Source organism: Haloglomus litoreum (assembly GCF_029338515.1).
Lineage (GTDB): Archaea > Halobacteriota > Halobacteria > Halobacteriales > Haloarculaceae > Haloglomus > Haloglomus litoreum.
This window is the reverse complement of sequence record NZ_CP119988.1, coordinates 3,219,448-3,244,531: the sequence shown is the minus strand read 5'-3', so window position 1 is coordinate 3,244,531 and position 25,084 is coordinate 3,219,448. Positions and strand designations below refer to the sequence as shown.

Below are 25,084 nucleotides of genomic sequence, written 5' to 3'. Positions count from 1 at the left end.
TTCAGCTCCCTCCGCCGAAGATCTTCCCGAGACCGAGCGCGGTCACGAGCGCGCCACCGAGTCCGGCGACCTTGCCCCAGATAGTGCTGAAGAACCCGCCGGACTTCCCGGTCGGGCCGCCCATCGCGGGGGCGGACTGGTACACCGCGTCGGCCTCGGAGCTCGTGTAGACGATCTCCATCCCGACTGCGGCGTCGTGGTCGCTGGACGCCGAGATGTCCGTCGCCAGCTCGACGCGGTCGCCGATGGCGCCGCTGAACTGGCTCGTCGCGTCGGTGGTGGTGGCCTCGGAGTAGTTGCCGGCGTAGCCGGTGGCGTAGTCGACGCTGATGTACTGACTGCCGGGCTGGCGCTGCTCGGCCACGAGGTCGAGCGTGCCGTGAGTCACGTCGACCGGCGCCGGGATGTCCCAGACCGCGAGCGGCTGGCCCTCCAGCCGGTCGGAGTAGCTGGCGTAGTCCTCGGCGTCGGTCATGGTGACGTTCGACCCGTCGGCCATGCTCAGGCCGTAGTTGACCGTCGCGTCGCCGGCGCCGACGACGAGGTCGTGGACGTGGGCGTCGCCCCAGTGGTCCGCGAGCCCGTCGAGCGAGCGAAGGCGGACGGCACCGCCGTCGACGTTCGTTCGCGTCTCGGTCTCGTACCGGTCGTCCGAGTCGTCCTGGTATGCGACCGTCGCGAAGCTCTTCGTCTCCTTCGAGGAGATGTCCATCCCGGTGATGGCGAGGTCAGCGTCCGCCTCCGAGATGTTCAGCCGGACGGCGTTGATCTCGTCCATCGTCCCGTCGCCGGAGCCCTGGACGCCGTTCGCCGAGACCAGCGTGTCGACGCGGGTACTCGCGTAGAAGGCGCCGGTCTCGTTCGCGAACGTCTCCTCGTTCGCGTCAGCGGCGCTGGTGGAGATGTTCGAGTAGGTGAAGTCGCCGTCCTTGTCGACGATCTCGAAGCGGACGTGCGCGCCACTGTCGAGGGTGTTGACCTCACCAGCCACGGTGAGCACCCGCTTCCGGGCGTTGTCCAGGGTGACGTTGTCCGAGTAGTTGAACAGCACCGTGTCGCCGGCGGTCATGCTGCCGTCGGTGGCGAGCTGGGTCGGCGCCGCGCGGAAGTTCGGTGCGTCGGACCACTCCGTGGCGCTGCCCTTCGCGGAGGCGCTCCCGCTGATGGCCCAGTCACCCTCCTCAGCGACGAACGACTGGTCCTCGACGTTACCCTCGTCGTCGGTGACGGGGCCGTAGAGGTCCGGGTCGTCGATGTACGCCGGCGACACCTCGATGGGTGCGTCGGCGTCTGAGGCGTTCACTTCTGCCGGGAGCTCCGTGTTGCTCCCGTCGTCAGCCTCGTAGGCGAGCGGGTCCGTGCCGTGCTCGCCCATCCGGTGCTCGGCGATGGTCACGTCGGTCTCCTCGACCCAGACGCGCGGACTCTCGTCGCTCGTCGTGTCGATAGGCGGTGGACCGTTCTCGCGCTCGTCGTGATCGGCCATCGCGACCGGGGCGACCATCGAGGTCGCGAGCAGGATGGCGATCAGGGCGACGAAGCCGCTGTGGGCCAGCCGCCTCATCGGCGGCCCTCCAGGTCGAAGACCTCGAACAGCTCCTCGTCGACGGTTGCCAGGTCGCCGAGCTGGAGGTTCGAGGTGATGTCAGCGCGCGTCGCCACGCTGTCGATACCACTGGGTCGTGCCTCCTGCGAAAAGGAGGTCGAGAGCGGCTTACGCTCGCTCTCTGGTGTTGCGCTCATGGGTTGCGCTCCGCCCGCCGGGGCGACCGACGGACTTCCGCTCACCCACGGCCAGATAACGTGTCAACCGTCGGATTATACTGCGCGGATGGCGTGCGGATACTGTGCAGATACTGTGCAACAACCGCCGGTCTGCGGTCGCTCTGGACGCAGGATTTGTTACGATTGACCTCTCCGGTTATCGTATGTCAGCGCAGAACTGTTCTATTCGCTCGCTGATGTGTCTCGGGACACGTCGGCACGGGGTGACGCTGGACCCTGGGTGGGTGGCCGACGCCGGGCTCTCGGTGGGCGAGGCAGTCGGAATCGACCGTGGCGCCGGGAAGTACGCCGAGCGGGGGGCAACGCTTCACCTGGGCGACTACGATTCGGACGCGGTCGACTACGAGCGGACGCTGGGTGAGTGCGGGGACTCGGTCGCGGTGACGCTCCCGCCCGGGATCCGGGAGTGGCTCGATGCCGAACTCCAGGAGTCGCTGTATCTCATGCGGATGAGCGACGGTGAGGATGTGCTGGTCGAAGCGCCGTAATATCAGTAATCTTCAGTATAGTCTCTGACGGCTTCGTTTACTTCCTTCTCGGCACTTCTAGCAGCCCTAAAGCTATTGACCGCCGTTATTGTGCCTACTACTAGAAAGGCCCCTAAGATAATCTGGATTCCTTGTTCGCTATTACCGTTCGCAAGGACGGATCCAACGGCCATTATCAGTGCTGAACCTCCTGCAAAGAGAAGGTTGTTTGTGGTAGTTCCGTACTCGTCCTGTGTCGTGGATACTAACTCTGGAGGCCGGTCATACTCGCGAAGCGCTTCCTCTACTTCAGTCAGTTGTGTGCGATCTATGGATTCCATTGCATCCATAACTTCCAGATCATCTTCATCGGTGCCCTGATACTCCGCCATGTTAACGTCTTGAAGTACATCAGTGACAATATCGTGCAGTTCAGACCTGAACTGGCTTGCACGATAGGTCATCATATCGTCATAGTCTTCTCCATATTCCTTCCGTAGATTCCGGGTTTCTCGCCAGAGAAATGCCGCAGCAGTGATGTAAATACTACCCACCCCCACCATCACTTCAGGGATACCGACCATTATCTCAGAAACCTTTATATTCGGTATTCTCTGCCATATCTGGGTATTTGTTATAGACAAAGCTCAGCAACTGAGCCACCGGCTGTTGCACGTGCTTTCCCTTAATCCAGGATAAATGGCTCTTTTGCTCCGGGCGTAGATTCATGAATACTTCCTCCCCAGTTCGCTTCCCCTGGGATGTGAGTTCTATTCGATCTCCATTCTCTGGATGAGTGGGGACTTCTTTGACAAGCCCCCTCTCCTCCAGGCTCTCCAAGCTATCGTACACGTCTTGGTCAAATGGACCGTACTTGTAGGGCTCAAAATCAAAGCCAGTACCTCGAAAATCAGAGAATCTGTCAGCAAACATTCTCTCTATCAAGAATAGGCCCTTGACCAATCTGGTCCGACCCTCAATGGTAATATCGCCGTCGCTCTTGTTCTGCGGAGCGTAAAGGAGCCTCAATATCCACCGTTCCTGTTCAGACAAGTCATTAATAGTAGACATAATGGCTCCTGAGTGCAGTCTTGTTAAAAAGTAATGAGCCTCCTCTGTGTTAAGTTTTTGTCAATCCGCCTATAGGGCTTCTGGGCCTCCCATCACCTCGCCAATGCGTGCCTCGGTCGCTTCTTTCAGATACGGCTCGATGGCCGAGTAGTCACTCCAGCCACCGATGGACATCATGGTCCGTACGTCTCGGCCCTCCTCGACGAGGTGGTGGGTCGCCCAGCTGCGGCGGAGATCGTGGCTGGTCACCGACCGCCAGCGGTCGTCGCCCAACTGGTCGGCGATGTCGTCCGTCGCGGTGTCGACCCAGCGCCGCACCGTCGGCGTCGAGCGCGGGACCCACGGGTCGCCCCGGCCGAGGTCGCGCTCTCGCGTGTACTTGTTCAGGTCCTCGGCGACGCGGTCAGGCATCCAGGCGTCGCGGAGCTTCCGGTCGCCGCCGCTCGTGTTCTTGCCCCGGACCTCGAACAGCCAACACTCGCCCTCCTCGCTCCAGCGGAGATGCTCGTCGGCCGGGTACGGCACTTCGTGAGCGCGCAGGCCGCACCGGCCCATCAACTGGATGGCCACCTCGCGCATCCAGTCGTCGCGACCGGCCACCCGTTCCAGCCGGGAGAGTTCCTCCTGGTCGAGCCAGCACTTCGTCACGTCGCCGCCATCGTCCACGCGAACCATGAGCGTCTTGTCTGGTGTAGACCGGCACAAACGCTGGGGTGGGCGCGGTGATTGAGGCGGGTTCACCCCCGAATCGGCCGATGAGTGAGCGGGTTCACAGGATACTCGCTCACTGGAACGCGGGGATTGATACGCCCGTCCGGAGATGGGCACGCCAATGCCTGCTGGCGAACTGCGTCGCGTCGCCGACCCGACCGACGTCGGCGCCGTCCGCGAGCGGTTCATCGACACCTACGGGACCAGCAGCGAGACGGTTGACGCCGCAACGCTCGTCGAGAACTACCAGCGCGTTCGCGAGTACTCCGCCAGCCATCCGAACCAGGGCTCGGGCGCCGTCGCGACGGCGCTGGACCTCCCGCGAGGGCGGATTCGCGCCTGGGTCGACGGCGACGGGCGACCGGATGCGGTGCGGGCTCTGGACACGCTGACGGCCAACGGCTGGCTGCATCTCGACTGGGGTGAGTCGACACTGCGGGCGCTGTCGGCGCTCATCGTCTGGATCGTGGTCGGCGGGTCGCTCCCGCGGCAGGGGTGGCTCCCCGCGTGGTCGGTCGCCGACGGGACCGAGCCCGACATCGAGCACATCGGCTCGGTGCTCGGCCTGGAGTGGGGTCGTCGACACGTCGACGACGATATCAGCGGGACCGAGTGGGTCCCCAAGCGGGATGGCTCGGTGCTCGGGCGGCTGTTGGCGGTCCTGGGGGCGCCGACGAGCGCGACCGAGGGGCCGTCGCTCCCGCCGTGGCTGCTGCTCGACGCGCCGCGGCCGGTGCGGTTGGCTGCCGCCCGGGTCGCGGTCCGGCAGCGCGGGACGGCGCTCCCCGGAGGCGGGATGCCACTGCAGCTCGCGATGCACCACGACGGCCGCCGTGAGGCTATCGCCCGGCTGCTCCGGTCGGTCGCCCCGCAGGATGATGAGGTCCGGGTCGATGCCGGGACCAACATCCGGCTGGATATCCGGGCGGCCGAGTTGCTAGGGGCGCCACCCGTGCTGGACGGGTTCCTGCCGCGGTAGGGTGGTTTCGGGGTGGGAAAACGGTGGGGCTGTTTTTAGGCGTGGCCGGCGTAGGCGGTGGTGCCCACCACGTGCTGCATGAGCCCGGCACTCGTGGGGAGGGTATGTGAGTGGGGGGCCACTCTGCCCGGGTTGGTCCCCCGCCCGCGCTTTCAGTTCCTGAGCGGCCAGACCGGATATAGCCGGGGTGCGCGCCACACCCCTGGATGGTGGTGACCTTTATTAGCGACGTTCTAACTGGCCAGCAGCTTTATCAGGGGCTGTCAATCCTGGGCACGCCATCCGCGGTGGGAATCGCCGTTAATGGGCCATTACGCGGGTAGATTCCGGGGCGTTGGTGGATGTGGGTCGGTTCGTCGGCCTGGAGATGGCCTCTCACGGTTGTTTGTCCGGGATTCGTATGAATATCCGTGTGGATACGGGTTGGGTCTCGGTAGCCTCAGACGCTCGAATTCGGGCCGTAATGACGCATTAAACTCCTGTATCCGCGGCCGAACGGCACGTGCATTTATATGTGGAGAGTCGGTCCGGAAGATTACGCGACCCGGGCCGTGAGCCGGGCTGGACGGTCGGCGTCGGGCTCGATCCCGTCGGCCGTAAGCGTGGCTTACACACGACGCCCCTGGGCGCGAGACAACGACAATGAAACTCAACAACCTACTTGGCGACGACGACGCGGTGTCGCCGGTCATCGGGGTCATCCTGATGGTCGCGATAACCGTCATCCTGGCCGCCGTTATCGGCACGTTCGTGCTCGGTCTCGGGGACCAGGTCTCGAACACGAGTCCGACCGCGAGCTTCACGTTCGACTTCGACGGCAGTGTATCAGTCACTGACACAAGCGAACTGGCAAATAATGGTGACAACTCCGACAGTGGTGAACTGAGCATCACGCATGATGGTGGTGACGGGATTGCTGTCTCGCAGCTCTCCGTCACTGATGGAACCGACACTATCGAGAGCCCATCGGGATGGTCAAACGACGTAACTGCCGGTGATACCGCCACGGTTGATGCAGACAACAGTGATACGGTCCGCGTTGTCTGGGAATCCTCGAACGGTGGCGACACGGCTACGCTCGGAAAGTGGACTGGACCGGAGGCTAACTAACGATGGAATTCGGTAACCTGTTCGCCGACGAAGACGCGGTCTCGCCGGTCATCGGGGTCATCCTGATGGTCGCGATAACCGTCATCCTGGCCGCCGTTATCGGCACGTTCGTGCTCGGTCTCGGGGACCAGGTCTCGAACACGAGCCCGCAGGCGAGCTTCACGTTCGACTTTGACGATCGTGAGAATGGTGGGACGCCGCAAGACCGCCTAACGGTTACTCACGATGGTGGTGACAAGATTTCCGCGTCGCAGCTCAGTATCAAAGCCACTGGCGCTGTCGATGATCTTGATGCGAGCACCCCATCGGATGTCTTCATCCAGGGCGGTTCGCTCCAGGATGGAAGCAGCTGGCAGGCCATCGCAGATATGCAGAACGACAATACTGACGACAACGATGGACCCAGTGAGGTATCTGCCGGCAGTAGCATCACGATACAGGCCGAAGGAGGTAGTACCTACTCGGTTATCGCAAACTCTGAAACTGGAGGATCGACTGTAAACAACGTTGACCTGAACGAGGCCACTGTTCGGGTCACCTGGGCCTCCTCGAACGGTGGCGACACGGCCACGCTCGGCAAGTGGACTGGCCCGGACGCGTAATCAGCGAAAAAAATTTATCAAGAAAATGGAATTCACAAACCTACTCGGCGACGACGACGCGGTGTCGCCGGTCATCGGGGTCATCCTGATGGTCGCGATAACCGTCATCCTGGCTGCCGTCATCGGCACGTTCGTGCTCGGTCTCGGTGACCAGGTCAGTGACACGAGCCCGCAGGCGAGCTTCACGTTCGACCTGACTGATAACGCTCCGGGTACTGCCGATTCCCTTACTATCACGCACGATGGTGGGGACAAGATTGCTGCTTCACAGATTAGCTTCGCTAGTACTGGGGCAATCGGTACAGACAGCAACCCACAAACTGGAGTTCCGTACGATGCAAAGATACGCCCAGACTCTGATACCTGGGAGGAAGAAGCGGGCTCTGGCGATGTTTCGGCAGGTAGTGCGGCAACGCTTGCCGGTGATGACTTCCAACAGGCTAGTGCGGCAGACAATGCTAATGACCTCGACGGTGACAGCGACCAGTCGGTGAACGTCGACAGTGCTGATGAACCTACGGGGAGCAAGGAAATCGATAGCCTACAGCTGAATGGGGCGACTATCCGCGTGACGTGGTCCTCCTCGAACGGTGGCGACACGGCCACGCTCGGCAAGTGGACCGGTCCGGACGCCTAGAGCAGCTAACCACCGACTTCTCCATTCTTTCCACACCGCTGAGCGACAGCCACGGCGAACCCGGAAACCCGGAAGTCTGACCCTTCCGGTTATGACCCCCGCGGGGGACAGGACACGATATGATTACCAACGCCCGTGTCCTCCAGGCGGATTGGGTCCCGCGGGAGATCGTCCACCGCAACCCGGAGAAGAATCTCCTGCAGACCGCCCTCCAGCCCGTCGCCGACGGCGGGCGGCCCGAAGACGCGCTCATCACCGGGCCATCCGGCGCCGGGAAGACCTGTCTCGCGCGCTACTCGCTCCAGCAGATCGAGGAGGAGCGGCTCGACATCCACACGAAACATGTCGACTGCTGGGCCGCCAGCAAGCCGTTTCGCGTGCTCCTCGAACTCCTCGACCCGGTCGCGCCCACCCACGACATCCATCGGACCACAGCCCGTGACACGATGCTCTCGCGACTCCGCGATGTCGACGCCCCCTACCTCGCGGTGCTCGACGAAGCCGACCAGCTGGGCGACCCCGGGCTCCTCGGCGAACTCTACTCCATCCCGAAGCTGACGCTCGTCCTGGTGACCAACGACGAGCAGTCGCTCTCGGGCCTGTTCGACGAGCGCCTGCGGTCACGGTTCCGCTCGGGCGTCCATGTCCACTGCGACAGCTACAGCCTCGACACGCTCGTCTCCATCCTCGACCGGCGAGCCCGCGGCGCGCTCGAACCCGGCGCGGTCGAGCGACCGCAGCTCGAACGCATCGCCGACGCCGCGGCCGGGGACGCCCGCCGGGCCATCAGCATCCTCCGACGGGCCGCCCGGCGGGCGATGGACGATGAAGCGGGCGTGATCGACGGGAGTCATATCACCCCGGCCATCCCCGAGGCGGCTCGCGAGCAGCGACAGGCCGACCTCGAACGGCTGAACGACCACCAGCGGGCCGTCTACGCGGTGCTCGCGAACGCCGACGGCGGAGCGGCTCCGAAAGCGGTGTACGAGGAATATACCCAGCGGGTGTCGTCGCCGAAGACGAAGCGGACGGTCCGGGACTACCTCGGGAAGCTCCAGAGCTACAACCTGGCGACCGCGACCGGCGAAGGGCCTGCTCGTCGGTATCACGTCGTCGAGATCGACTCGCCCGAGGCCGAGCCCGCGGCCGAGTAAACCCGGAAACCCGGAAGCGCGCGAAGGACGCCTTTTACCCTCGTTTGCATCCGGCCAGGTATGGCAGCCATCACTGGCGACCACGAGCGGCGACGGGAGAAGCAACTTCGGCACGCCATCGGCAACCGACTCGCCCGCGGCGAGCGCCGGCTCGATGCCGCCGACCTCGCGGCCGAGCTGGGGAGCGACGAGCGGACGGTCGAATATCTGCTGCGGCGGGCCTGTCGGGTTCGTGGGCTGGACGTGGTGGAGCGAATCGAGGCAAACCGGAAGGTGTGGGTGGTGGTCTGAGCGTGCGGCGAGGGTGTTCAGAGCAGTGGCTTGGTCGTGGAGGAGCTGGTTCAGCCATCTATAATGCGGGTGCTCGTCAGCGATTACCGCTCCTGGCGCTCGCGCTCCATCCGGGCCGACCGGATCCCGAAGAACGAGAAGAACCGGCGGGCGCGCTCGGAGCCCTTGCGGACACGAATCGTGTCGTCGGACTCGGAGTCGGTATCGCTGTCGGACATCACAATCGCTCCTACTACTCCGCGACAGTAAAACTACTGGGTGTAGATTACCACCTCGATTTAAGCGCGAATAGCAGGAGTCCCGTCAGCACCGACAGGAACACGGCCCCTGTTGCCTGGAGTGGCTCGACCCCGTACGACTGCTTCAGCACCACTAACCCGGCAGCGAATACGAGGCAGAAAATCCCGATGAGTAGTGCGAACTGTGCGTCTTCCAAATATCCCCCGTTGGTCGTAATTTCATCCTCAAGCTCGGCTGTCCACTCATCATATTTCCCGAGGAGACTCTCAACCCATTTCTCACGACTCCGCCGCAGCGCCCTGTCGCGGAAGTCGTCGCGAACACCGACAGGGTACTCAGTCACGGTGTATGTGCCGATACCGACGAACGCAGCGATAAGGAGGAATGCAACGCCGAAGAAGAGAAACACCTGGGTCGTAAGCGGGATTCCACCCAGTTCGCTCGGGCCCGCAATCCCGGCAGTCGAGGCCACGAACCCGAGGACGATAATGGCCGTTCGGACCGTCCGCATGGCTTTGTCGTCGATACTCTCCAAGGTGGCGACCTGCTTGTCCATCACACGACGCGACTCTTCCAGTGCTTCGTCGCGGCCGTCGTTTCCCCCTCGCGATGTCACTATCGAGGACGTTGGAACGGGTTGTGAAAAAGCCACCCCTACGCGCGGGCGCGCGAGGGGCTACGGCCCGGTCGCAGGCAGTGGATCGTCGTTCGTTCCGTCCGCGTACTCCCGGAGTGTTCGCTGCCGCAGGTCGACGTGGGCTCGGTCGGCCCGCCCCCGGACCGTGTCGGCCGGGAACAGCCACTCGGTTCGCATCACTCGGCCTCCGTCCGGACGCTCGTCGGGTCCAGCTCGGCGCGGATGTTCTCGGCCTTGGACTCGACCAGCAACCGGACCGCGAGCGGGACGTTCGCCGCCTGGATCGCTTCGACGATGTCCGTCAGCTCCTGGTCGACGTAGTGCCCGTCGACAGGCGGCTGGTCGGGCCGGGGTGCCGGCAGACCGGCGAGGTCGCGAGCGGCCGGCGATTCCGGGTCCGTCGTATCGTCCCACGGGCAGACCGTCGCGCGGCCGCTTCGCCAGACCAGTACCTCCGCGCCGAACAGCTCCTCCAGGTGGACGACCTGGTCGGACATCACTCGACCCTCGCGAGCGCCAGTCGGTGGTCGGTCTCGCCGCGGTGCGTTCGGGCGACCGAGTCGGCTGCCCAGCTGGTCGAGCAGATCTCCTCGAACGCGCAGTCGCGGCAGACGACGTGGTGGCTTTCGAGCGGTCCCATCGGGCCGGACGATTTTTGTCCGGTGTCGGTGTAGGAACTCATGCGTGTTGTAGGAACGTTCGCCTCGACCCGTTGCACCGGGGCGGGGCGGCCACGTTCTCGGTGGCTCGACCCGCGAGAGGCGTCTGTTCCTATCCAGAATCATTCGGTGCTTTCACCATAAGTTCTTTGTTCGCACACAATGTACGACACGACCATGACCGCAGCCAATCCGGGGGGCGGGGACGATCCAGACCTAAGCCGAGAGCGCGTTCTGAATTTCATGTACGACGCCGACTGGCCAGTGACCAGCAAGTACGTAGGCGACGAACTCGGTACGAGTCAGCAGAATGCCTATTACTATCTTCGTCAGCTACGAGACGCTGGGGAAGTAGAGCGCCTGAAGCTATCGAGCAACGTGGTTCTCTGGCGGCCACTCAGTCCTCGGTAGCGAACATTCTGCCCGCATGCGTGATCCACCAGACGCGAGACGAGTGTTTGCTGGTCGCTTTTGAGCCGACGTATCCCATCCCCTCCAGCTTCTCCAATCGGCTGTACGCGCTCTGCTGCGTCTTATCCAGCGATTCGGCCACTTCTACGGTGAAAAGCACAGGTTCCCCCGCCTCGATGAAGAGTTGTAGAATCTCCTTATCGCTGTGCTCAGGTGGCCGTCCCATGCTTCGCCATTCAAACTCCTGTACGAAAAGTGGTCAGGTTGCTGATACGTTAATTGCCGGCGCACAACTAATTGTGTGCCAACAAATAAGTACCCGGCACCCACAAGCCAGAGACAGCCCTCGCTCGGCGGCATCCTGTCGGCTCCTCAGAAAGGGGGTCGGCGGGCGGACTCCACTCCGCGCCGCCGTGGGGGCCTCAGCATGAGGGAAGACGACGCCACGGGGCTTCAAACCCCCGCACGATTGCGAGGCGGTACCGCGAGCTTACCGAATCCAGACGGAGTGACTACCACATGATTCCCACCGAGAGCGACAGCGACGAGCGTACCGACCCGGTCAGCCGGCTCGACGGCCTGCTGACCAGCATCGAGCCGGGGCTGACCGACACGGAGATCGAGAGGTTCGAAACCGCGCTTGACCAGCTGCGCGAGGTCGACGATGGGCGCACCGTCCGCGTCTCGCCAGAGACCCACGAGCACCTGGACCACGTCACGTCCGCCGACGAGACCCACGACGACGCCATCCGGCGGCTCCTGTCGGCCGTGCCCGGCCCCAACGAGTGGACCTGCTGGCAGTGTGGCGACAGCGTGTGCTCGCCCGACGCCCATCACGAGACGAACGACCTCGTGCTCTGGCAGCTGCAGGTCGACGACAGCGATCACTACCGGCCCGGGGCGTTCTGCTCGCAGCGGTGCTTCCGCGAGCACATCGACGGGCTGGTCGGTGATGTGGAGGCAGAGCGATGAGCGCCGTTCGGACCGGTCCCGGCGTGAAGTTCTTCGTGCTCTCGCACCTGGTCGTCGGCCTGCTCGGCATCGTCCTGGGCGGGGTGCTCGTCGCCGGAGGTGGGCTCTGATGGCCCACGCCGACGACATCCTCGCGGCCCAGCGGGCGCTCGTCGAGGATGAGGACCTCCGTGACGAGCTGGGCATCAGCGACGCAGGCCCGAACGACCGGGCGCCGGCCGATGCACTCCAGCGCCACCGCGACGCTCGTGGCCGCCTGACTCACCCCGACGACGATACGGTGTACGCCTGCCCGTCCTGTGACGATTCGAACCCGCGGCTGCGGCGGGGGGACAACGTCACCGCCGTCCCGTCGGCACCGTGTTACTGTGGGACCTGCGGGACCGGATTCGGCCCGGCGGCGCTGGTCGTTCGCGAGCCCGGGGCTCGTGGCCCAGCTCCCGGCACCGGTGGGCGGCCACCGGCCGCGTGTGAGGACGATCTCGTGACCGACGGCGGGACGGTGACGTGCTGTCCCCGGTGTGACAGCACCAACATCCGCTGTAACGCCGGCGGCGTCGCCTTCGGTGGCGAGCCCGCCGCCGACCGGTGGACCTGCCAGGACTGCTCACACGGGTTCGCCGAGCCCCGCGAGCGAGACGACGAGGGCGAGTCGGGCCACTGTCGGCACGGGGCCGCGAAGGCGCTGCTGGATGCCGACGCCGACGACCTCGTGACCGACGGCGGCGTGCGCTACGAGCCGACCGACGCCAGCCTCACCGCCGGCGATGTCGTGGTCGATCTCGCGAGTGGCCAGGCGCTCCAGGTCGTCAGCGTCGCCACCCAACCCGCCGGCGAGCACCCACAGACTCGCTCGGACGGGACCGCCGCCATGTTCGACGCCGCCCCGGAGGAGCCCGTCTACAACTGCGTGTTCCTCCCGGACGGAGAGAAGATCAGCCCGCCGACGAAGACCTACGCCTACCCCGAGAGCCGGCTGCTGCGCTATCCGGTCGAGCGCGCCACCGACGGGGTCGGCCTGCAGACACACCTGCGGGCAGCCATGCTCACCCAGCTGTGTGCCGCCACGGCCGACGAGGGCGAGGTGGATGTCGTCGTCGGGCTGGCCCGGCGGGCGTTCGGCGACCAGGTGGCCGACCTGCTGGCCGCGCACGGACTGGAGGTGGACACATGAGCGACCTCGATTGGCCGGCAGGATTTGAGCGCACGCCACCCGCCGAACGCACTCGGTACCCGCACGGGTTCCGTGTCTCCCAGACGGAGGCGTTCGACTCCATCCTCGAACAGCTCGACCAGATGGACGCGGTCAACCCGCGCGTCGAGACGGCCGCGCCACACACCCAGCGGCACCCGCATCGGCCCTACCAGGACCGCGAGCCCGAGGACCCCGGCGTCGTGGTCTACTGCGACCTCGACGGGGAGGGCCGGGCGTTCCCGTGTGACCGGTGGACCACCCTCCGGGACAACGCCCGCGCCATCGCGAAGTACCTCGAAGCGAAGCGCGCCCTCGACCGATACGGCGTGGGCACAGTCGGCTCCGAGTTCGAGACCCAGGCCTTGCCCGGCGACGAGCCGGTCGCGACCGGCCCGCCACCGCACGAGGTGCTGGGCGTCGCCCCAGATGCGCCCGAGAGCGTCGTGAAGGGGGCCGCACGCGCCCGGAAGAAGGAGACCCACCCGGACAACGGCGGGAGCACGGACGCGTTCCAGCGCGTCGTCGAGGCCGAGGAGGCCATGCTGGAGGGAGATTCGTGAGCCGTGCCCCCGACCTCGACCCCCGCCAGGCCGTCGACCGCTGGCTCGACAAGCTCCGGGTCGACAAGGCCGAGGCGACCGTCTCGGGGTACTGGTACCGGCTCAAGTTGTTCGTCGAGTGGTGCGACGACCAGGAGGGCATCGAGTCGATTCGCGACCTCTCGGGCTGGGACCTCGACAGTTACGAGCACGACCGGCGCGCGACCGGCGTCAGTCCGGTCACGCTGTCGAACGAACTCACGACGCTGCGGCAGTTCCTCGCGTACTGTGAGCGCGTCGAACTCGTCGCGGATGGCCTGTCCGAGAAGATCGACCCGCCGAGTATCGACGAGAGCGACGAGGTCAACTCCGAGCGTCTCGAGGCCGACAGTGCGCTGGCGATTATCCGCAGCTATCGCGACGGCTTCGAGCGGGCGACGACCCATCACGTCCTGCTGGAGCTGGCCTGGTTCATCGGCGCCCGTGTCGGCGCCATCCGCGGACTGGATATCCGGGATATCGACACCGATGCCTGCACGGTCCGGTTCGTCCACCGCCCGGAGACCGGCACCACCCTCAAGAACGGCGCCGGGGGCGAGCGGCTGGTCGGCATCCCCGACGAGACTGCGACCACCCTCACCCGGTATCTCGCCCTCAACCGGACGGAGATGGTCGACGACCACAAGCGTCGGCCGCTGCTCACGACGACGCAGGGCCGCCCGAGTAAGAACACCCTGCGTTCGTGGTCGTACTACGCCACCACGCCCTGCCGGGCCGTCGAGTGCCCACACGGGAAGCTCCGACAGTCCTGTGACTGGTTCACCCGTGGGGAGGCCGTCCACTGCCCGTCGACGCTCTCGCCACACCGCATCCGGACGGGGTCGATCACCTGGCAGCTCAACCGCGGGCTGCCCGTCGAGGTCGTCGCGAAACGCGTCAACGCGAGCCCGGAGGTCATCCGGAAGCACTACGACGTGGCCGGTGCCGACGAGGAGTTCTACGAACGCCGGGCGGAATCGGTTAGCCGCCTTTCGATGGAGGCTGACGATGACAACTGAACCCACCCAAGCAGCGGCAATCGCATCGGAAACCGGTGCTGCGCTTCTGAAATTCGGCAACCCGCCCCAACCCATGGAGTTTTAACGGACACACCTTCGATAAGAGGTTTCATTCTGCAACCTCAGGCCGTCTCGGAGGTGCGTCACGATGAGCGAGACCCAGCCGCAGACCCCCCGTGACAACCCGAGCGGCATCAGCTGCAATCCGTGCGGGGGACGAACCGAGTGTGGCTGTGTTGCGCGCACGCGTAGGCGGGTTGCGTGCGTGAGCGCCGAGCAGCGGCGCCCGGGCCGTCGACGAGGCGACAAGGTCCTCCGGTCGCGAGGCACCCGCGGGAACCGCGTCCATCGTCCGGCCGAGGGCGGGAGTGAGACCTGGGGGTGGCGCTCGACGCCGAGCCCTCCCTCCCCGTCCGACGCTGGTGTCTCGCGACGCTACCCGCTCGGCCTCACGCGACCCGGTGGTCACGAACGGCCATCGGAACGGTTGCCTGGCGTCATGGGTGTCTCGACCGTACACGCTGCGAGTGCGTCCACGCCCGCAGGGTCGAACGCCCAGCCCAGTGTTCAGCGCCCGTAAGAGTTCACCAGTCCAAGAAAAGCCGACGTTTAGCCCTCCTCACGGCTGAGAACGGTAGCCATGACGACACCGCTCATGTTGTGTGGGCCTCTGCGAACGGCGGCGACACGGCACGCTCGGCAAGTGGACCGGTTCCAGCGCCTGAGCGAGTATCTCATTCGATGTTATTCTCGGTCTCGAGCGAATGCCTGGACAGCGTCCCCTCGCTAGTGGCAGCGCCTGATTTCGGAGACTTCGGTGCTGATCGATCGGCTGCCGAGTGGGGACCCAGCCCGTGCATGAAACGACGGCGTTCATGATGTCCGCCGCGGTAGCGGTCATCTCATATCCCGAAAACGGTGTGCCTGTTTTTAGGTCTCGGTTGCGTAGGCCAGGGTGCCTGCCACGTGCTGCATGAGCCCGGCACGCGTGGGGAGGTATGTATGCGGGGGGCCACACTCTGCCCGGGTTGGCCCTCCGCCTGCGTTCGACGCGCCGAGCGGCGCGACCGGATATAGCCGGGGTGCGCGCCACACCCTGGGGTGGTGATGGCCTTTATTACGGGCGCTCAGAATGGCCAGCAAGTTTTTATGCTCGTGACAGCCCAGCGCACGGCGTCCCCAGCAGAAACGGGCGTTAATGGGCCATTAGACGGGTGAAAACCGGTGCGTTGGCTGGTGTCACTCGTCGGAGGGGGTCGGAGACGGGCGTTGGCGGTGGTTTCCGGGTGTTACTTATGAATGGCCGCGTGGATTCGGTTCTGGCTCTCGGGTTCTCAAATGGCTGAATTCGGGAGGTAACGACTCGTTAAGTCGAGATATCTGGCCCCGAACAGCACGTACATTTATGTATGGCGAGTCGGACTCCGTGACTACGCGACCCGGGCAGCGAGCCGGGCTGGGCGGTCGGCGTCGGGCTCGATCCCGTCGGCCGTAGGCGCGGCTTACACACACCGACCTGGGCGCGAGACAACGACAATGCAATTCAGTAACCTATTCGGCGACGACGACGCCGTCTCACCGGTCATCGGGGTCATCCTCATGGTCGCGATTACGGTGATTCTGGCGGCCGTGATCGGCACATTCGTGCTCGGTCTCGGCGATCAGGTATCGAATACGAGTCCGCAGGCGAGCTTCACGTTCGACTTCGACGAGAGTGCAAGCCTTGGTAGTTCGGACTGTGGAGACATTTCAAGTTCAGGCGCTGGATCTAACGGCATCCTCACAATCACCCACGATGGTGGGGACGGTATCGAGGCAGGACAGATGAGCGTCTCCGTGGCATCCAGTACAGACCTGACAAGTTGCGGGTTCTCGGCCGGCGACACTGTTAGTGCTGGGACCTCATGGACGGCACAGGTTAACGGCGGTGACACTCTCCGCGTTACCTGGGAGTCCTCGAACGGCGGGGACACGGCCACCCTCGGCAAGTGGACTGGGCCGGCTGCGTAATCAATTGAAGATTCCCTCACTCAAATGCAACTCAAAAACGTATTCGGCGACGACGACGCCGTCTCACCGGTCATCGGGGTCATCCTCATGGTCGCGATTACGGTCATCCTCGCCGCCGTCATTGGCACATTCGTCCTCGGACTGGGCGACCAGGTATCGAACACGAGTCCGCAGGCTAGCTTCACCTTCGACTTCAATGACGAAGCTAACTACGACGGGTCTTCTGGTGTTGACGGCGATCAGCTCGAGATAACGCATGATGGCGGTGATAAGATTCCTGCAACTACTTTGAGTGCCAGTTGGCAAACTTCAGCGAATCTGTCAAGCACATCTAACCCGAGTTCGCCATCGACAGCAACCTCGGAGAACTTCGCCGATACAGGGCTTAAGGATGACGACGATGTCGTGGCAGGTACGACGGTGTACCTGCAGACTACATCTTCCTCAACGGAGCTAAACGGCGACACCGTACGAATCACGTGGGAGTCCTCGAACGGTGGAGACTCTGCCACCCTCGGCAAATGGACCGGCCCCAACGCGTAATCAGCTAAAAATTGGTAAATACACAATGAAATTCAGCAACCTACTCGGAGAAGAAAACGCCGTTTCACCGGTCATCGGGGTCATCCTCATGGTCGCGATTACGGTGATTCTGGCCGCCGTGATCGGCACGTTCGTCCTCGGACTGGGCGACCAGGTATCGGATACCGCACCATCTGCGAGCTTCACATTCGATTACACTAACGATACGTCCGCTACAGGCGATTCACTGGAGGTAGTTCATGATGGTGGCGATAAAATCGCTGCTAACAACCTCAATGCCTCAGTGAATAACGCGTTCATCAACGACGATAGTGCTACCGCGGGTAGTAAGTATAAGCCAGCTAACCATGTTGGAACAACGTTTGGTACCAGTGGTGACGTTACTGCTGGGACCTCCGATACGCTGGATGAATCTGACTTCAGCTTCGGCGGAAGTGGTACTACTCAACAGGCCGCGGACCACCTGGACCTCAGTAAGTCGACTGTCCGGATAACTTGGCAGTCCTCGAACGGCGGCGATACGGCCACGCTCGGCAAGTGGACTGGCCCAAGCGCATAATCACCGTCCAACCAAACAATTACAATGAAATTCGGAAATCTACTCAGCGACGATGACGCCGTTTCACCGGTCATCGGGGTCATCCTTATGGTCGCGATTACGGTGATTCTGGCGGCCGTGATCGGTACCTTCGTGCTCGGTCTCGGCGATCAGGTCTCGAACACGAGCCCGCAGGCGAGCTTCACGTTCGATCAGGAGTCGGTGTCTGGGTACGACAACGACAACACAAACCCTCTGACTCTCAAAGAAGTGACTGTGACCCACGACGGTGGTGACAAGATTTCCGAGAGTCAACTTTCGATTAAGGTCAACGGAAACCCGGCTGTGGACATCACTCAGCAGGGCTCGGGAGCTGCCGACGATTCCGCTGCCCCATTCGGCGGTTCTGGTGATGTTTCCGCCGGCACATCTGTCAAAGTCGACGCCATCTACACAGGGAACTCGTTCAGTGGCGATACCGGGGCTGGCACTATCACGTACGGTAGCAGTAGTATCAACGGCAACTTTGAACAACTCGAGAGTGACGACGAGCTTCGCGTGACGTGGCAATCCTCGAACGGCGGCGACACGGCCACGCTCGGAAAGTTCACGGTCGAATAAACAGCTGACCACCTTCCTGTTTTCTTTCGCTCGTTCAGCGTCAGCGTTACTCGCTGATGTGCACGGCGGCATTGAAGTGGCGGAGAATGGCGTCCATCACGGCTCCGTCGTCGACAATTGTGATGGTCTCCCCTACACGCAGTCGTGGTCGGCCAGCCGCTCGCGGGTCCCGAGGGCTCCGCAGGCGGGGCACTGCTCGATGGGCGCGCCGAGGTCGGGCGCCAGCTCGCCCAGAACCGGGCGGAGTTCCGTGTGCGCCTCGGGGTGCCGGGTGAGTCGCGAGGCCTACCGCACGCGAGCGCGGACGAACGGTCCGGGTCGGGGGTCGTCGATGGGGCCGATATCGGATCCGGGCACGCCGGTCCGCGGGTCGGGCGAGCGCCGACGCAAGAACCAATCTTAAGAGCGCGGGCGGTCAACCGATTCGGGAGAAGACGATGGACATCGCAGATATCGCGACCCGCGAGTACGTGCAGGTGGACAGTGACGAACGGTTGGCCAAGGTCCGGTCCCTGTTCGATCGTGAGAACCCGAAGAGCGTCGTCGTGACCGAGGACGACGAGTACGTCGGGGTCATCACGGAGCGGCAGCTCCTCCAGTCCCACGTCGAGGACGACACCAAGGCCTCGCGGATGGTCCAGACGGCGCCGCAGGTCGAGCGGACCGCCAACGTCCGGGACGTGGCGCGGATGCTCGTGGAAGGTGGCGTGAAGCTGGCGCCCGTCTTCGAGGCCGACCGGCTCTGGGGGGTCGTCACGGAGGACGCCATCCTCGAGGCGGTCCTGGACAACCTCGACGTGCTGACGGTCGAGCAGATCGCCACGAACGAGGTCACGACGCTCCCCGAGGACGCGAGCGTCGGGCGCGCGATCAACCGCCTCCGGGAGAACGGCATCTCGCGGCTCCCCGTGGTCAACGAGAACGGGCGGCTGGTGGGGATGCTGACGACCCACGACATCGCGGAGTTCGTCGTCCAGCGGAAGGACCGAACGACTCGGGGCGACCGCGCGGGCGACATCGACCGCGTGCTGGACCTCCCGGTCGCGGACCTGATGAGCAGCCCCGTCGCGACCGTGACCGAGGGCGAGTCCGTCCGCGAGGCCGTCGAGACGATGCTGGAGAACGACTACGCCGGTCTCGTGGTCACGCCGGACGAGGACGACGACCTCATCGCCGGCATCCTCACGAAGACGGACGTGCTGCGTGCGCTCTCGTACACGGAGGAGGAGCACATGGACGTCCAGATCACGAACGTCGCGCTGCTGGAGACCATCTCGCGCGAGGAGATCGTCCGCTCCATCGAGGGGACCACGGACAAGTTCGCGAAGATGCAGGTCCAGCACGCCCACGTCCGCTTCCACGAGCACGACGAGAAGCTCCGAGGGACGCCGCTGGTGCAGTGCCAGATCCGCCTCCGGACGAACGTCGGGCAGATGGCGGGCTCCGGCGAGGGCTACGGCGCCGAATCCGCCTTCCACGTCGCGCTCGATACGCTCGAGCGGAACGTCCTCGAGCAGAAGGGGATGCGGGCCGACGAGGAGTACGAGGGCCAGCTTCTGCGGAAGCTGGGCGAGCTGTAACGGGGATCAGAACTCCGCGGGCGCCCCTTCCTCGACACCCTCCAGCCCGTTCTCCGTGATCCGGAACCGTGCCGTCTCCCCCGCAGCCTTCGAGCGGTGTTTCTCCAACGTGGCGCGCCGGTTCCCCGCCCGGAACCGCTCGACCCGCAGCACGACGCCGGACCAGTGGGTCAGCGTGTGCCCGCCGAGCGGGCGCGGGCGCTCGGACTCGCTGTCGGGGTCGGCGTACACCTGGTTCGTGATGACCACCGCGAGGTCGTGCTTGCGCGCGAGCGAGAGCAGGTGTGTCACCTGCCGAGCCACGTCCCGGAGCGCGGCGCCGCCGTCCTCGTCGTCGCGTGCGAGCCGGTAGAAGCCCGTCGCCGAATCGAGTACGACGAGGTCGACGCGGTCGGCGAACTCCGCGGCATCGCGCACCGCCTCGGCCTGCTCGTCGAAGTCGTACGCCTCCGTGATGATGATGCGCGAGGCGAGGTCCTCGACGGTGGCGTCGGGATCGTCCATCTCCTCGACGCGTGCCCGCGCGAGCTGTTCGAGCCGGTCGACCGAGAGCCCCTCCGTGTCGATGTAGAGGGCGGTCCCGCCGCGGGCCGCGACCCCGACGGCGGCCGACAGCGCGAGGTTCGTCTTCCCGGCCGCAGGCGGACCGTAGATCTGGGTCACGGCGCCGCGTTCCAGCCCGCCGTCCAGCAGCTCGTCGACCGTCGAACACCCCGTCGGGATGGACTCGCTCACACGCGTCGTTCGGCGCAATCCGACAAAAACGTCCGGAGTCGCGGCCGGGCACGGGCCGTCCAGCGGCGGTCGGTGGTAGGCTGTCCGCAGTTGGTGTTCCCCCTGTCGCTACTGGGAACCGACGGGACGGAACACGACCGGACCCAGCGTGGGCCCCGCTCCCGAACGGCCGGTCGTGGGGTCACCGCTCGGTGAGGAGGAACTCCTGGCCCCCGGCCATCCGGAGGGTCAGCTGCGGCGAGAGCGGCGGGCCGCCGTCGTCGGGAGGTAGTAGCACCCGTAGTCGCGGCCGATGGTCGTCAGCGCCAGCTTGGCCTCCGGTAGTGCGAACTGCCGACGGATGGGACCGCGAACCGCTCCGGTGTCTCAGACCGAGAGGACGGGCTGGTCCGCGTGTGCGATGACGTACTGCGCGGCCTTCTCGATGGTCGCCACCGGGTCGCCCGTGACCGGCTCGCGCGGCAGGACGATGAAGTCGGCGCCCAGTTGCTCGGACACCTCGACGATGACGCTGCCCGGGTGCTGGGTCAGTCGCTGGGTCGAGTAGCCGTACGCCGACGAGTGTGTCGACTCCAGGCCGGTCTCGTCGAGCCGGTCGAGGATGGGGTCGACGGCCGCCTCCGTCGTCTCGACTGCGGTCTCGCTGTCGATGGTCCCGTCCTGCACCCGGCGGGAGATCTCCTCGCCGAGGACGAACAGGACGTGAACTGCCGCGTCGTAGCGGTCGGCGACCGTGACGGCGTACTCGAACGCCTCGGCGGCGTTGTCGCTCCCGTCGACCGGTGCCAGCACCAGGTCCGCCTCCATGCCCGGTCCGAGACGGGCCGGGTACAAGAAGCCACCCGACCCGCGCGCCACTCCCTGGGGGAGCCGGTCGACCCGGCCGACCAACACGGCTTCGAAGCGTTCTTAACTCTGCTGGGCATCCGTTCCGGTAATATGAGCGACAAACCGGCCTCGATGTACCGGGACATCGACAAGCCGTCGTACACGCGACGGGAGTACATCACGGGCATCCCGGGCTCGAAGATCGCACAGCACAAGATGGGCCAGATCAAGAAGGACGAGGACGAGTACGAGGTCCAGATCTCGCTGCTCGTCGAAGAGTCCTGCCAGCTCCGCCACGGCTCGCTGGAGGCCTCGCGCCTGTCGGCCAACCGCCGGATGCTGAAGGTGCTCGGCGAGGACGGCGACTACAAGATGATCCTCCGGAAGTTCCCCCACCAGGTCCTGCGCGAGAACAAGCAGGCGACCGGGGCCGGCGCCGACCGTGTCTCCGACGGGATGCGCCAGGCGTTCGGCAAGATCGTCGGCACCGCCGCCCGCGTCCAGAAGGGCGATCAGCTGTTCACCGCCTGGTGCCACCCCGAGGACGCCGACACCGTCAAGGACGCCTTCCGCCGCGCCTACAACAAGATCTCCCCGCCGTGTCGCATCGTCGTCGAGCGCGGCGAGGAGACGCTCATCTCCTGAGGCCGGCACGAACCACTCCTCGCGGCTTCTCTCTCGTTCTACCTATCCAGTAGCATCATCCGTTCCGGTCGAACGGCCGGACGACGCGAGAATCCCTGTGGCTCCGGAGAACCCTCTGTCGGTCGGTCACAGCTCACGAGAACGGGCAGCCGGGCGTTACCGCGCGACGACGATGTGGTCGCGGACGGCCTGCACGTCGCCGATGGGGACGAGGAAGTGCCCGTGGTCGTTGCGCTGGAACGCCGATTCACGGGGCGCGGACTCCCCGGGGTCGACGATCAGGTTCTGCAACGTCCCGGTCTTGAGGTCCATCGTGACGTTGTACAGCATACCCAGTTCGGCCCCGTCGGCGCCCATCACCGTCTTGCCCGAGAGGTTCTCGGCCAGGATCTCCGACATACCCGGTCGGTGCCCGTGCCTCCACTTGAACGTTCCTGGCGCGTCAGACGGCCGTCGGCCACGTGTCGCCCACGGCCCGACCCTCGGGCGGGGAGTTTGGGGTCGGAATCTGGTCAACCCTTTTGCGTCCACGCGCCCGCCATCGGGATATGGAACGACGACGATTCCTCCGCGCGGTAGCGGCCGCTGGAATCCCGGTCGCGCTCGCAGGTTGTACGGACGATGGCGGCGACGGCGGCGACGGCGGCGCCAGCCCGACGGACACCGACGAGCCCACCCCGTCACCCACGGGGGGGATGGGCACGGAGAGCGACCAGATGACTCCGACCGCGACCGACGAGCCCACCGCGACGGACTCACCTACCGCGACGGACTCGCCGACGGCCACGAAGGAGCCCACGCCCACCGCGACGGCGACGCCACAGCCCGACCAGACGGTCGTCGTCGCGCCCGAGGGTCGGCTCCGGTTCGACCCGGCATCGTTCAGCATCTCGACCGGCGACACCGTCCTCTGGGAGTGGGGCGGCGGCGGCCACAACGTCAGCCCCGGTTCCCAGCCGGACGGCGCGAGCTGGCCCGGCGACGACGAGAGCCTCTACTCCGGCGGGCACGCGCACGTCTACACGTTCGACGTGGCCGGGTCGTACGAGTACCACTGCGACCCCCACCGGTCCTCGGGGATGCGCGGCTCGTTCACCGTCGAGTGACTGCCGGGCAGGGGCGGCGGGACCGTACGAGCCGGGGCGGGCGGTGCGGGCCGGTGGCCCACGGCGAGACGGGTTGGACAGGTTCAAACCCCCTCGGAACGCATCAGTGGCCAACGAACCTTCTCGGGTGATCTCCATATGTCAAACGCCGACGCCGACGCCGACGCCGAGGACGAGACAGCCCCCGGCGACCTCCGGACGCCCATCGTGGCCGTGCTCGGCCACGTCGACCACGGGAAGACGACGCTGCTCGACAAGATCCGCGGCTCCGCGGTGACGGAGGGCGAGGCCGGTGCCATCACCCAGCACATCGGGGCCACGGCGGTCCCGCTGGACGTCATCTCGGAGCTGTCGGGCGCACTCGTGGACCCGGACGACTTCGACCTGCCGGGACTGCTGTTCATCGACACGCCGGGCCACCACTCGTTCTCCACGCTCCGCTCGCGCGGGGGGGCCCTGGCCGACATCGCCATCCTCGTCGTCGACGTGAACGACGGCTTCCAGCCACAGACGCTCGAGGCCATCGACATCCTCAAGCGGACCCAGACCCCGTTCGTCGTGGCCGCCAACAAGGTCGACACCGTCCCGGGCTGGAACCCACAGCCTGACACCCCCATCCAGCAGTCGATGGCGGCCCAGTCCGACCGCGCCGAGTCCGACCTCAACGAGCGCCTCTACGAGATCATCGGCCAGATGTCCGACAACGAGTTCTCCTCGGACATGTACTGGCGGGTCCAGAACTTCCGCTCGAACATCGGCGTCGTCCCCTGCTCGGCGATGACCGGCGAGGGCGTCCCGGACCTGCTGGCCGTGATGATGGGCCTCTCCCAGCGGTACATGAAAGAGGAGATGTCCATCGACACCTCCGGCCCGGGCGCCGGAACCGTCCTCGAGGTCAAGGAGGAGCAGGGCTTCGGCACCACCATCGACGTGGTGCTGTACGACGGGACCGTCCGCGAGGACGACACCATCGTCGTCGGCGGGCAGAACGACCCCATCGTGACGGAGGTCCGCGCGCTGCTGCAGCCCCGGCCCCTGGCCGAGATCCGGACGGAGAGCCGGTTCGAGAACGTCGATGAGGTGGTCGCCGCGGCCGGTATCAAGATCGCCGCACCCGACCTCGACCGCGCGATGGCCGGCGCGCCCGTCCGCGTGGTCCGCGACCAGGACCTCGACGACGTCATCGCGGAGGTCGAGCAGGAACTCGCGCAGTTCGAGGTCCACACCGCCGAGGAGGGTGTCGTGGTGAAGGCCGACACCCTGGGTTCGCTGGAGGCCATCGCCGACGCCCTGGAGGACGCCGAGGTCCCCATCGTCCGCGCGGAGGTCGGCGACGTGGCCCCCCGTGACATCGCGGTCGCGGACACCGCCAACGAGCCCAAACACGAGACCATCCTCGCGTTCAACGTGGACGTCCTGCCCGACGCCGCCCGCCGCGCCGAGGAGACCGGCGTCCGCATCTTCGAGGACGACGTCATCTACCAGCTCGTCGAGGAGTACGAGGAGTACGTCGCCGAGATCGAGCGCGCCCAGCAGGAGAACGTCCTCGACAAGATCGCCCGCCCGGCCCGCTTCCAGATCCTCAAGGACCACACCTTCCGCCAGTCCAACCCCGCCGTCGTCGGCGTCGAGGTCATGTCGGGCACGCTGAAGCGCAACTCGAAGATCGTCAAGTGGGAGGGCAACGAGGCGACCCGGGTGGGCGACCTCAAGTCCATCCAGGACGAGGGCGAGGACATCGACGAACTCCGCGCGGGTGAGCGCGCCGCCGTCTCCATCGACGGCCCCACCGTCGGCCGCCAGATCGAGGAGGGCGACGAACTGTGGGCCGAACTCCCGGAGAAGCACGCGAAGATCCTCGAACAGGAGCTCTCCGACGAGATCCCCGCCGACGAACTCGAGGCACTCGGGATGTACCTCGACAAGCACCGCAAACGGGACCCGTTCTGGGGGAAGTAGC

34 protein-coding genes are annotated in these 25,084 nt (G+C 65.1%); 20 read left to right on the top strand and 14 right to left on the bottom strand.

Annotated features, from left to right (window positions below; all coding sequences use genetic code 11):
* Position 1: 1 nt before the first annotated feature.
* Both P2T62_RS16255 and P2T62_RS16250 read right to left on the bottom strand, forming a co-directional pair.
* Positions 2-1,564 carry a hypothetical protein gene (locus P2T62_RS16255; protein ID WP_276258119.1) on the bottom strand — a complete coding sequence of 521 codons (1,563 nt, stop codon included), beginning with the start codon at positions 1,562-1,564 and terminating at the stop codon, positions 2-4.
* The gene (locus tag P2T62_RS16250) at positions 1,561-1,743 is read right to left on the bottom strand and encodes a hypothetical protein (protein WP_276258118.1); all 183 of its coding nucleotides are present in this window, start codon (positions 1,741-1,743) and stop codon (positions 1,561-1,563) included. Before P2T62_RS16250 ends, P2T62_RS16255 begins: the two co-directional genes overlap by 4 nt.
* 185 nt (positions 1,744-1,928) lie before the next feature.
* Here P2T62_RS16250 and P2T62_RS16245 point away from each other — a divergent pair, with 185 nt between their 5' ends.
* On the top strand, positions 1,929-2,273 hold the full coding sequence (locus tag P2T62_RS16245; RefSeq protein ID WP_276258117.1) for a hypothetical protein: 345 nt from the start codon (positions 1,929-1,931) through the stop codon (positions 2,271-2,273).
* A gap of 2 nt (positions 2,274-2,275) precedes the next feature.
* On the opposite strand, the gene P2T62_RS16240 is transcribed toward P2T62_RS16245, so the two are convergent.
* The 3 genes from P2T62_RS16240 to P2T62_RS16230 form a co-directional block, all read right to left on the bottom strand.
* Positions 2,276-2,836: a hypothetical protein gene (locus tag P2T62_RS16240; RefSeq protein ID WP_276258116.1), complete on the bottom strand. Its 561-nt coding sequence runs from the start codon at positions 2,834-2,836 to the stop codon at positions 2,276-2,278.
* A gap of 4 nt (positions 2,837-2,840) precedes the next feature.
* The gene (locus tag P2T62_RS16235; RefSeq protein WP_276258115.1) at positions 2,841-3,323 is read right to left on the bottom strand and encodes a hypothetical protein; all 483 of its coding nucleotides are present in this window, start codon (positions 3,321-3,323) and stop codon (positions 2,841-2,843) included.
* A 69-nt stretch (positions 3,324-3,392) separates the two neighbouring features.
* On the bottom strand, positions 3,393-3,998 hold the full coding sequence (locus P2T62_RS16230; RefSeq protein ID WP_276258114.1) for a site-specific integrase: 606 nt from the start codon (positions 3,996-3,998) through the stop codon (positions 3,393-3,395).
* Positions 3,999-4,155: 157 nt separating this feature from the next.
* Between P2T62_RS16230 and P2T62_RS16225 the strand changes: the two genes are divergently transcribed.
* The 6 genes from P2T62_RS16225 to P2T62_RS16200 all read left to right on the top strand — a co-directional run bounded on the left by P2T62_RS16225 (position 4,156) and on the right by P2T62_RS16200 (position 8,807).
* Complete coding sequence (locus tag P2T62_RS16225) at positions 4,156-5,013, top strand: hypothetical protein (RefSeq protein ID WP_276258113.1); 858 nt, start codon at positions 4,156-4,158, stop codon at positions 5,011-5,013.
* Between the two features lie 642 nt (positions 5,014-5,655).
* A complete protein-coding gene (locus P2T62_RS16220; protein WP_276258112.1) occupies positions 5,656-6,123 on the top strand; it encodes a type IV pilin N-terminal domain-containing protein in 468 nt (155 codons plus the stop codon).
* 2 nt (positions 6,124-6,125) lie between these two features.
* On the top strand, positions 6,126-6,725 hold the full coding sequence (locus P2T62_RS16215; protein ID WP_276258111.1) for a type IV pilin N-terminal domain-containing protein: 600 nt from the start codon (positions 6,126-6,128) through the stop codon (positions 6,723-6,725).
* 25 nt (positions 6,726-6,750) lie between these two features.
* Entirely contained in the window at positions 6,751-7,362 is a 612-nt protein-coding gene (locus P2T62_RS23385) for a type IV pilin N-terminal domain-containing protein (protein WP_337250425.1), read from the top strand.
* Between the two features lie 119 nt (positions 7,363-7,481).
* The gene (locus tag P2T62_RS16205) at positions 7,482-8,516 is read left to right on the top strand and encodes a Cdc6/Cdc18 family protein (protein ID WP_276258110.1); all 1,035 of its coding nucleotides are present in this window, start codon (positions 7,482-7,484) and stop codon (positions 8,514-8,516) included.
* A 60-nt stretch (positions 8,517-8,576) separates the two neighbouring features.
* On the top strand, positions 8,577-8,807 hold the full coding sequence (locus tag P2T62_RS16200) for a hypothetical protein (RefSeq protein WP_276258109.1): 231 nt from the start codon (positions 8,577-8,579) through the stop codon (positions 8,805-8,807).
* Positions 8,808-8,890: 83 nt separating this feature from the next.
* On the opposite strand, the gene P2T62_RS16195 is transcribed toward P2T62_RS16200, so the two are convergent.
* The 5 genes from P2T62_RS16195 to P2T62_RS16175 form a co-directional block, all read right to left on the bottom strand.
* Complete coding sequence (locus tag P2T62_RS16195) at positions 8,891-9,025, bottom strand: hypothetical protein (RefSeq protein WP_276258108.1); 135 nt, start codon at positions 9,023-9,025, stop codon at positions 8,891-8,893.
* 47 nt (positions 9,026-9,072) lie between these two features.
* Positions 9,073-9,603 carry a hypothetical protein gene (locus P2T62_RS16190; RefSeq protein ID WP_276258107.1) on the bottom strand — a complete coding sequence of 177 codons (531 nt, stop codon included), beginning with the start codon at positions 9,601-9,603 and terminating at the stop codon, positions 9,073-9,075.
* A gap of 120 nt (positions 9,604-9,723) precedes the next feature.
* A complete protein-coding gene (locus P2T62_RS16185; RefSeq protein ID WP_276258106.1) occupies positions 9,724-9,861 on the bottom strand; it encodes a hypothetical protein in 138 nt (45 codons plus the stop codon).
* Entirely contained in the window at positions 9,861-10,181 is a 321-nt protein-coding gene (locus P2T62_RS16180; RefSeq protein ID WP_276258105.1) for a hypothetical protein, read from the bottom strand. The genes P2T62_RS16185 and P2T62_RS16180 overlap by 1 nt, the downstream gene beginning before the upstream one ends.
* A complete protein-coding gene (locus P2T62_RS16175; RefSeq protein WP_276258104.1) occupies positions 10,181-10,324 on the bottom strand; it encodes a hypothetical protein in 144 nt (47 codons plus the stop codon). Before P2T62_RS16175 ends, P2T62_RS16180 begins: the two co-directional genes overlap by 1 nt.
* A 181-nt stretch (positions 10,325-10,505) precedes the next feature.
* On the opposite strand from P2T62_RS16175, the gene P2T62_RS23445 reads away from it, so the two are divergent.
* A complete protein-coding gene (locus tag P2T62_RS23445) occupies positions 10,506-10,754 on the top strand; it encodes a FaeA/PapI family transcriptional regulator (protein ID WP_420028380.1) in 249 nt (82 codons plus the stop codon).
* Here the strand turns inward: P2T62_RS23445 and P2T62_RS16170 are convergent.
* Complete coding sequence (locus P2T62_RS16170) at positions 10,741-10,980, bottom strand: helix-turn-helix domain-containing protein (protein WP_276258103.1); 240 nt, start codon at positions 10,978-10,980, stop codon at positions 10,741-10,743. The two genes, P2T62_RS23445 and P2T62_RS16170, sit on opposite strands and share 14 nt — an antisense overlap.
* A 293-nt stretch (positions 10,981-11,273) precedes the next feature.
* Here P2T62_RS16170 and P2T62_RS16165 point away from each other — a divergent pair, with 293 nt between their 5' ends.
* From P2T62_RS16165 to P2T62_RS16125, 9 genes are all read left to right on the top strand, one after another.
* Complete coding sequence (locus P2T62_RS16165; protein WP_276258102.1) at positions 11,274-11,726, top strand: hypothetical protein; 453 nt, start codon at positions 11,274-11,276, stop codon at positions 11,724-11,726.
* Between the two features lie 109 nt (positions 11,727-11,835).
* Positions 11,836-12,900 carry a hypothetical protein gene (locus tag P2T62_RS16160; RefSeq protein ID WP_276258101.1) on the top strand — a complete coding sequence of 355 codons (1,065 nt, stop codon included), beginning with the start codon at positions 11,836-11,838 and terminating at the stop codon, positions 12,898-12,900.
* Positions 12,897-13,481 carry a J domain-containing protein gene (locus tag P2T62_RS16155; protein WP_276258100.1) on the top strand — a complete coding sequence of 195 codons (585 nt, stop codon included), beginning with the start codon at positions 12,897-12,899 and terminating at the stop codon, positions 13,479-13,481. Before P2T62_RS16160 ends, P2T62_RS16155 begins: the two co-directional genes overlap by 4 nt.
* Positions 13,478-14,518, top strand: a complete 1,041-nt coding sequence (locus P2T62_RS16150; RefSeq protein ID WP_276258099.1) for a tyrosine-type recombinase/integrase — start codon at positions 13,478-13,480, stop codon at positions 14,516-14,518. The genes P2T62_RS16155 and P2T62_RS16150 overlap by 4 nt, the downstream gene beginning before the upstream one ends.
* A 1,536-nt stretch (positions 14,519-16,054) precedes the next feature.
* The gene (locus P2T62_RS16145) at positions 16,055-16,528 is read left to right on the top strand and encodes a type IV pilin N-terminal domain-containing protein (RefSeq protein WP_276258098.1); all 474 of its coding nucleotides are present in this window, start codon (positions 16,055-16,057) and stop codon (positions 16,526-16,528) included.
* 24 nt (positions 16,529-16,552) lie between these two features.
* A complete protein-coding gene (locus P2T62_RS16140) occupies positions 16,553-17,071 on the top strand; it encodes a type IV pilin N-terminal domain-containing protein (protein ID WP_276258097.1) in 519 nt (172 codons plus the stop codon).
* 25 nt (positions 17,072-17,096) lie between these two features.
* Positions 17,097-17,630 (top strand): type IV pilin N-terminal domain-containing protein, encoded by a 534-nt coding sequence (locus P2T62_RS16135; RefSeq protein ID WP_276258096.1) that lies wholly within the window; start codon positions 17,097-17,099, stop codon positions 17,628-17,630.
* A 24-nt stretch (positions 17,631-17,654) separates the two neighbouring features.
* A complete protein-coding gene (locus tag P2T62_RS16130) occupies positions 17,655-18,230 on the top strand; it encodes a type IV pilin N-terminal domain-containing protein (RefSeq protein ID WP_276258095.1) in 576 nt (191 codons plus the stop codon).
* Between the two features lie 437 nt (positions 18,231-18,667).
* Positions 18,668-19,810, top strand: coding sequence for a CBS domain-containing protein (locus P2T62_RS16125; RefSeq protein ID WP_276258094.1), 1,143 nt, complete (start codon positions 18,668-18,670; stop codon positions 19,808-19,810).
* Between the two features lie 6 nt (positions 19,811-19,816).
* On the opposite strand, the gene radB is transcribed toward P2T62_RS16125, so the two are convergent.
* Both radB and P2T62_RS16115 read right to left on the bottom strand, forming a co-directional pair.
* A complete protein-coding gene (gene radB / locus P2T62_RS16120) occupies positions 19,817-20,545 on the bottom strand; it encodes a DNA repair and recombination protein RadB (RefSeq protein WP_276258093.1) in 729 nt (242 codons plus the stop codon).
* 366 nt (positions 20,546-20,911) lie between these two features.
* Positions 20,912-21,352, bottom strand: a complete 441-nt coding sequence (locus tag P2T62_RS16115; protein ID WP_276258092.1) for a universal stress protein — start codon at positions 21,350-21,352, stop codon at positions 20,912-20,914.
* 132 nt (positions 21,353-21,484) lie between these two features.
* Between P2T62_RS16115 and P2T62_RS16110 the strand changes: the two genes are divergently transcribed.
* On the top strand, positions 21,485-22,018 hold the full coding sequence (locus tag P2T62_RS16110; RefSeq protein WP_276258091.1) for a 50S ribosomal protein L16: 534 nt from the start codon (positions 21,485-21,487) through the stop codon (positions 22,016-22,018).
* A gap of 156 nt (positions 22,019-22,174) precedes the next feature.
* On the opposite strand, the gene P2T62_RS16105 is transcribed toward P2T62_RS16110, so the two are convergent.
* Positions 22,175-22,417, bottom strand: coding sequence for a PRC-barrel domain-containing protein (locus tag P2T62_RS16105; protein WP_276258090.1), 243 nt, complete (start codon positions 22,415-22,417; stop codon positions 22,175-22,177).
* 149 nt (positions 22,418-22,566) lie between these two features.
* Here P2T62_RS16105 and P2T62_RS16100 point away from each other — a divergent pair, with 149 nt between their 5' ends.
* Both P2T62_RS16100 and infB read left to right on the top strand, forming a co-directional pair.
* Entirely contained in the window at positions 22,567-23,124 is a 558-nt protein-coding gene (locus P2T62_RS16100) for a plastocyanin/azurin family copper-binding protein (protein WP_276258089.1), read from the top strand.
* Between the two features lie 138 nt (positions 23,125-23,262).
* The gene (infB, locus tag P2T62_RS16095) at positions 23,263-25,083 is read left to right on the top strand and encodes a translation initiation factor IF-2 (RefSeq protein WP_276258088.1); all 1,821 of its coding nucleotides are present in this window, start codon (positions 23,263-23,265) and stop codon (positions 25,081-25,083) included.
* The last annotated feature ends 1 nt before the right edge of the window (position 25,084 follow it).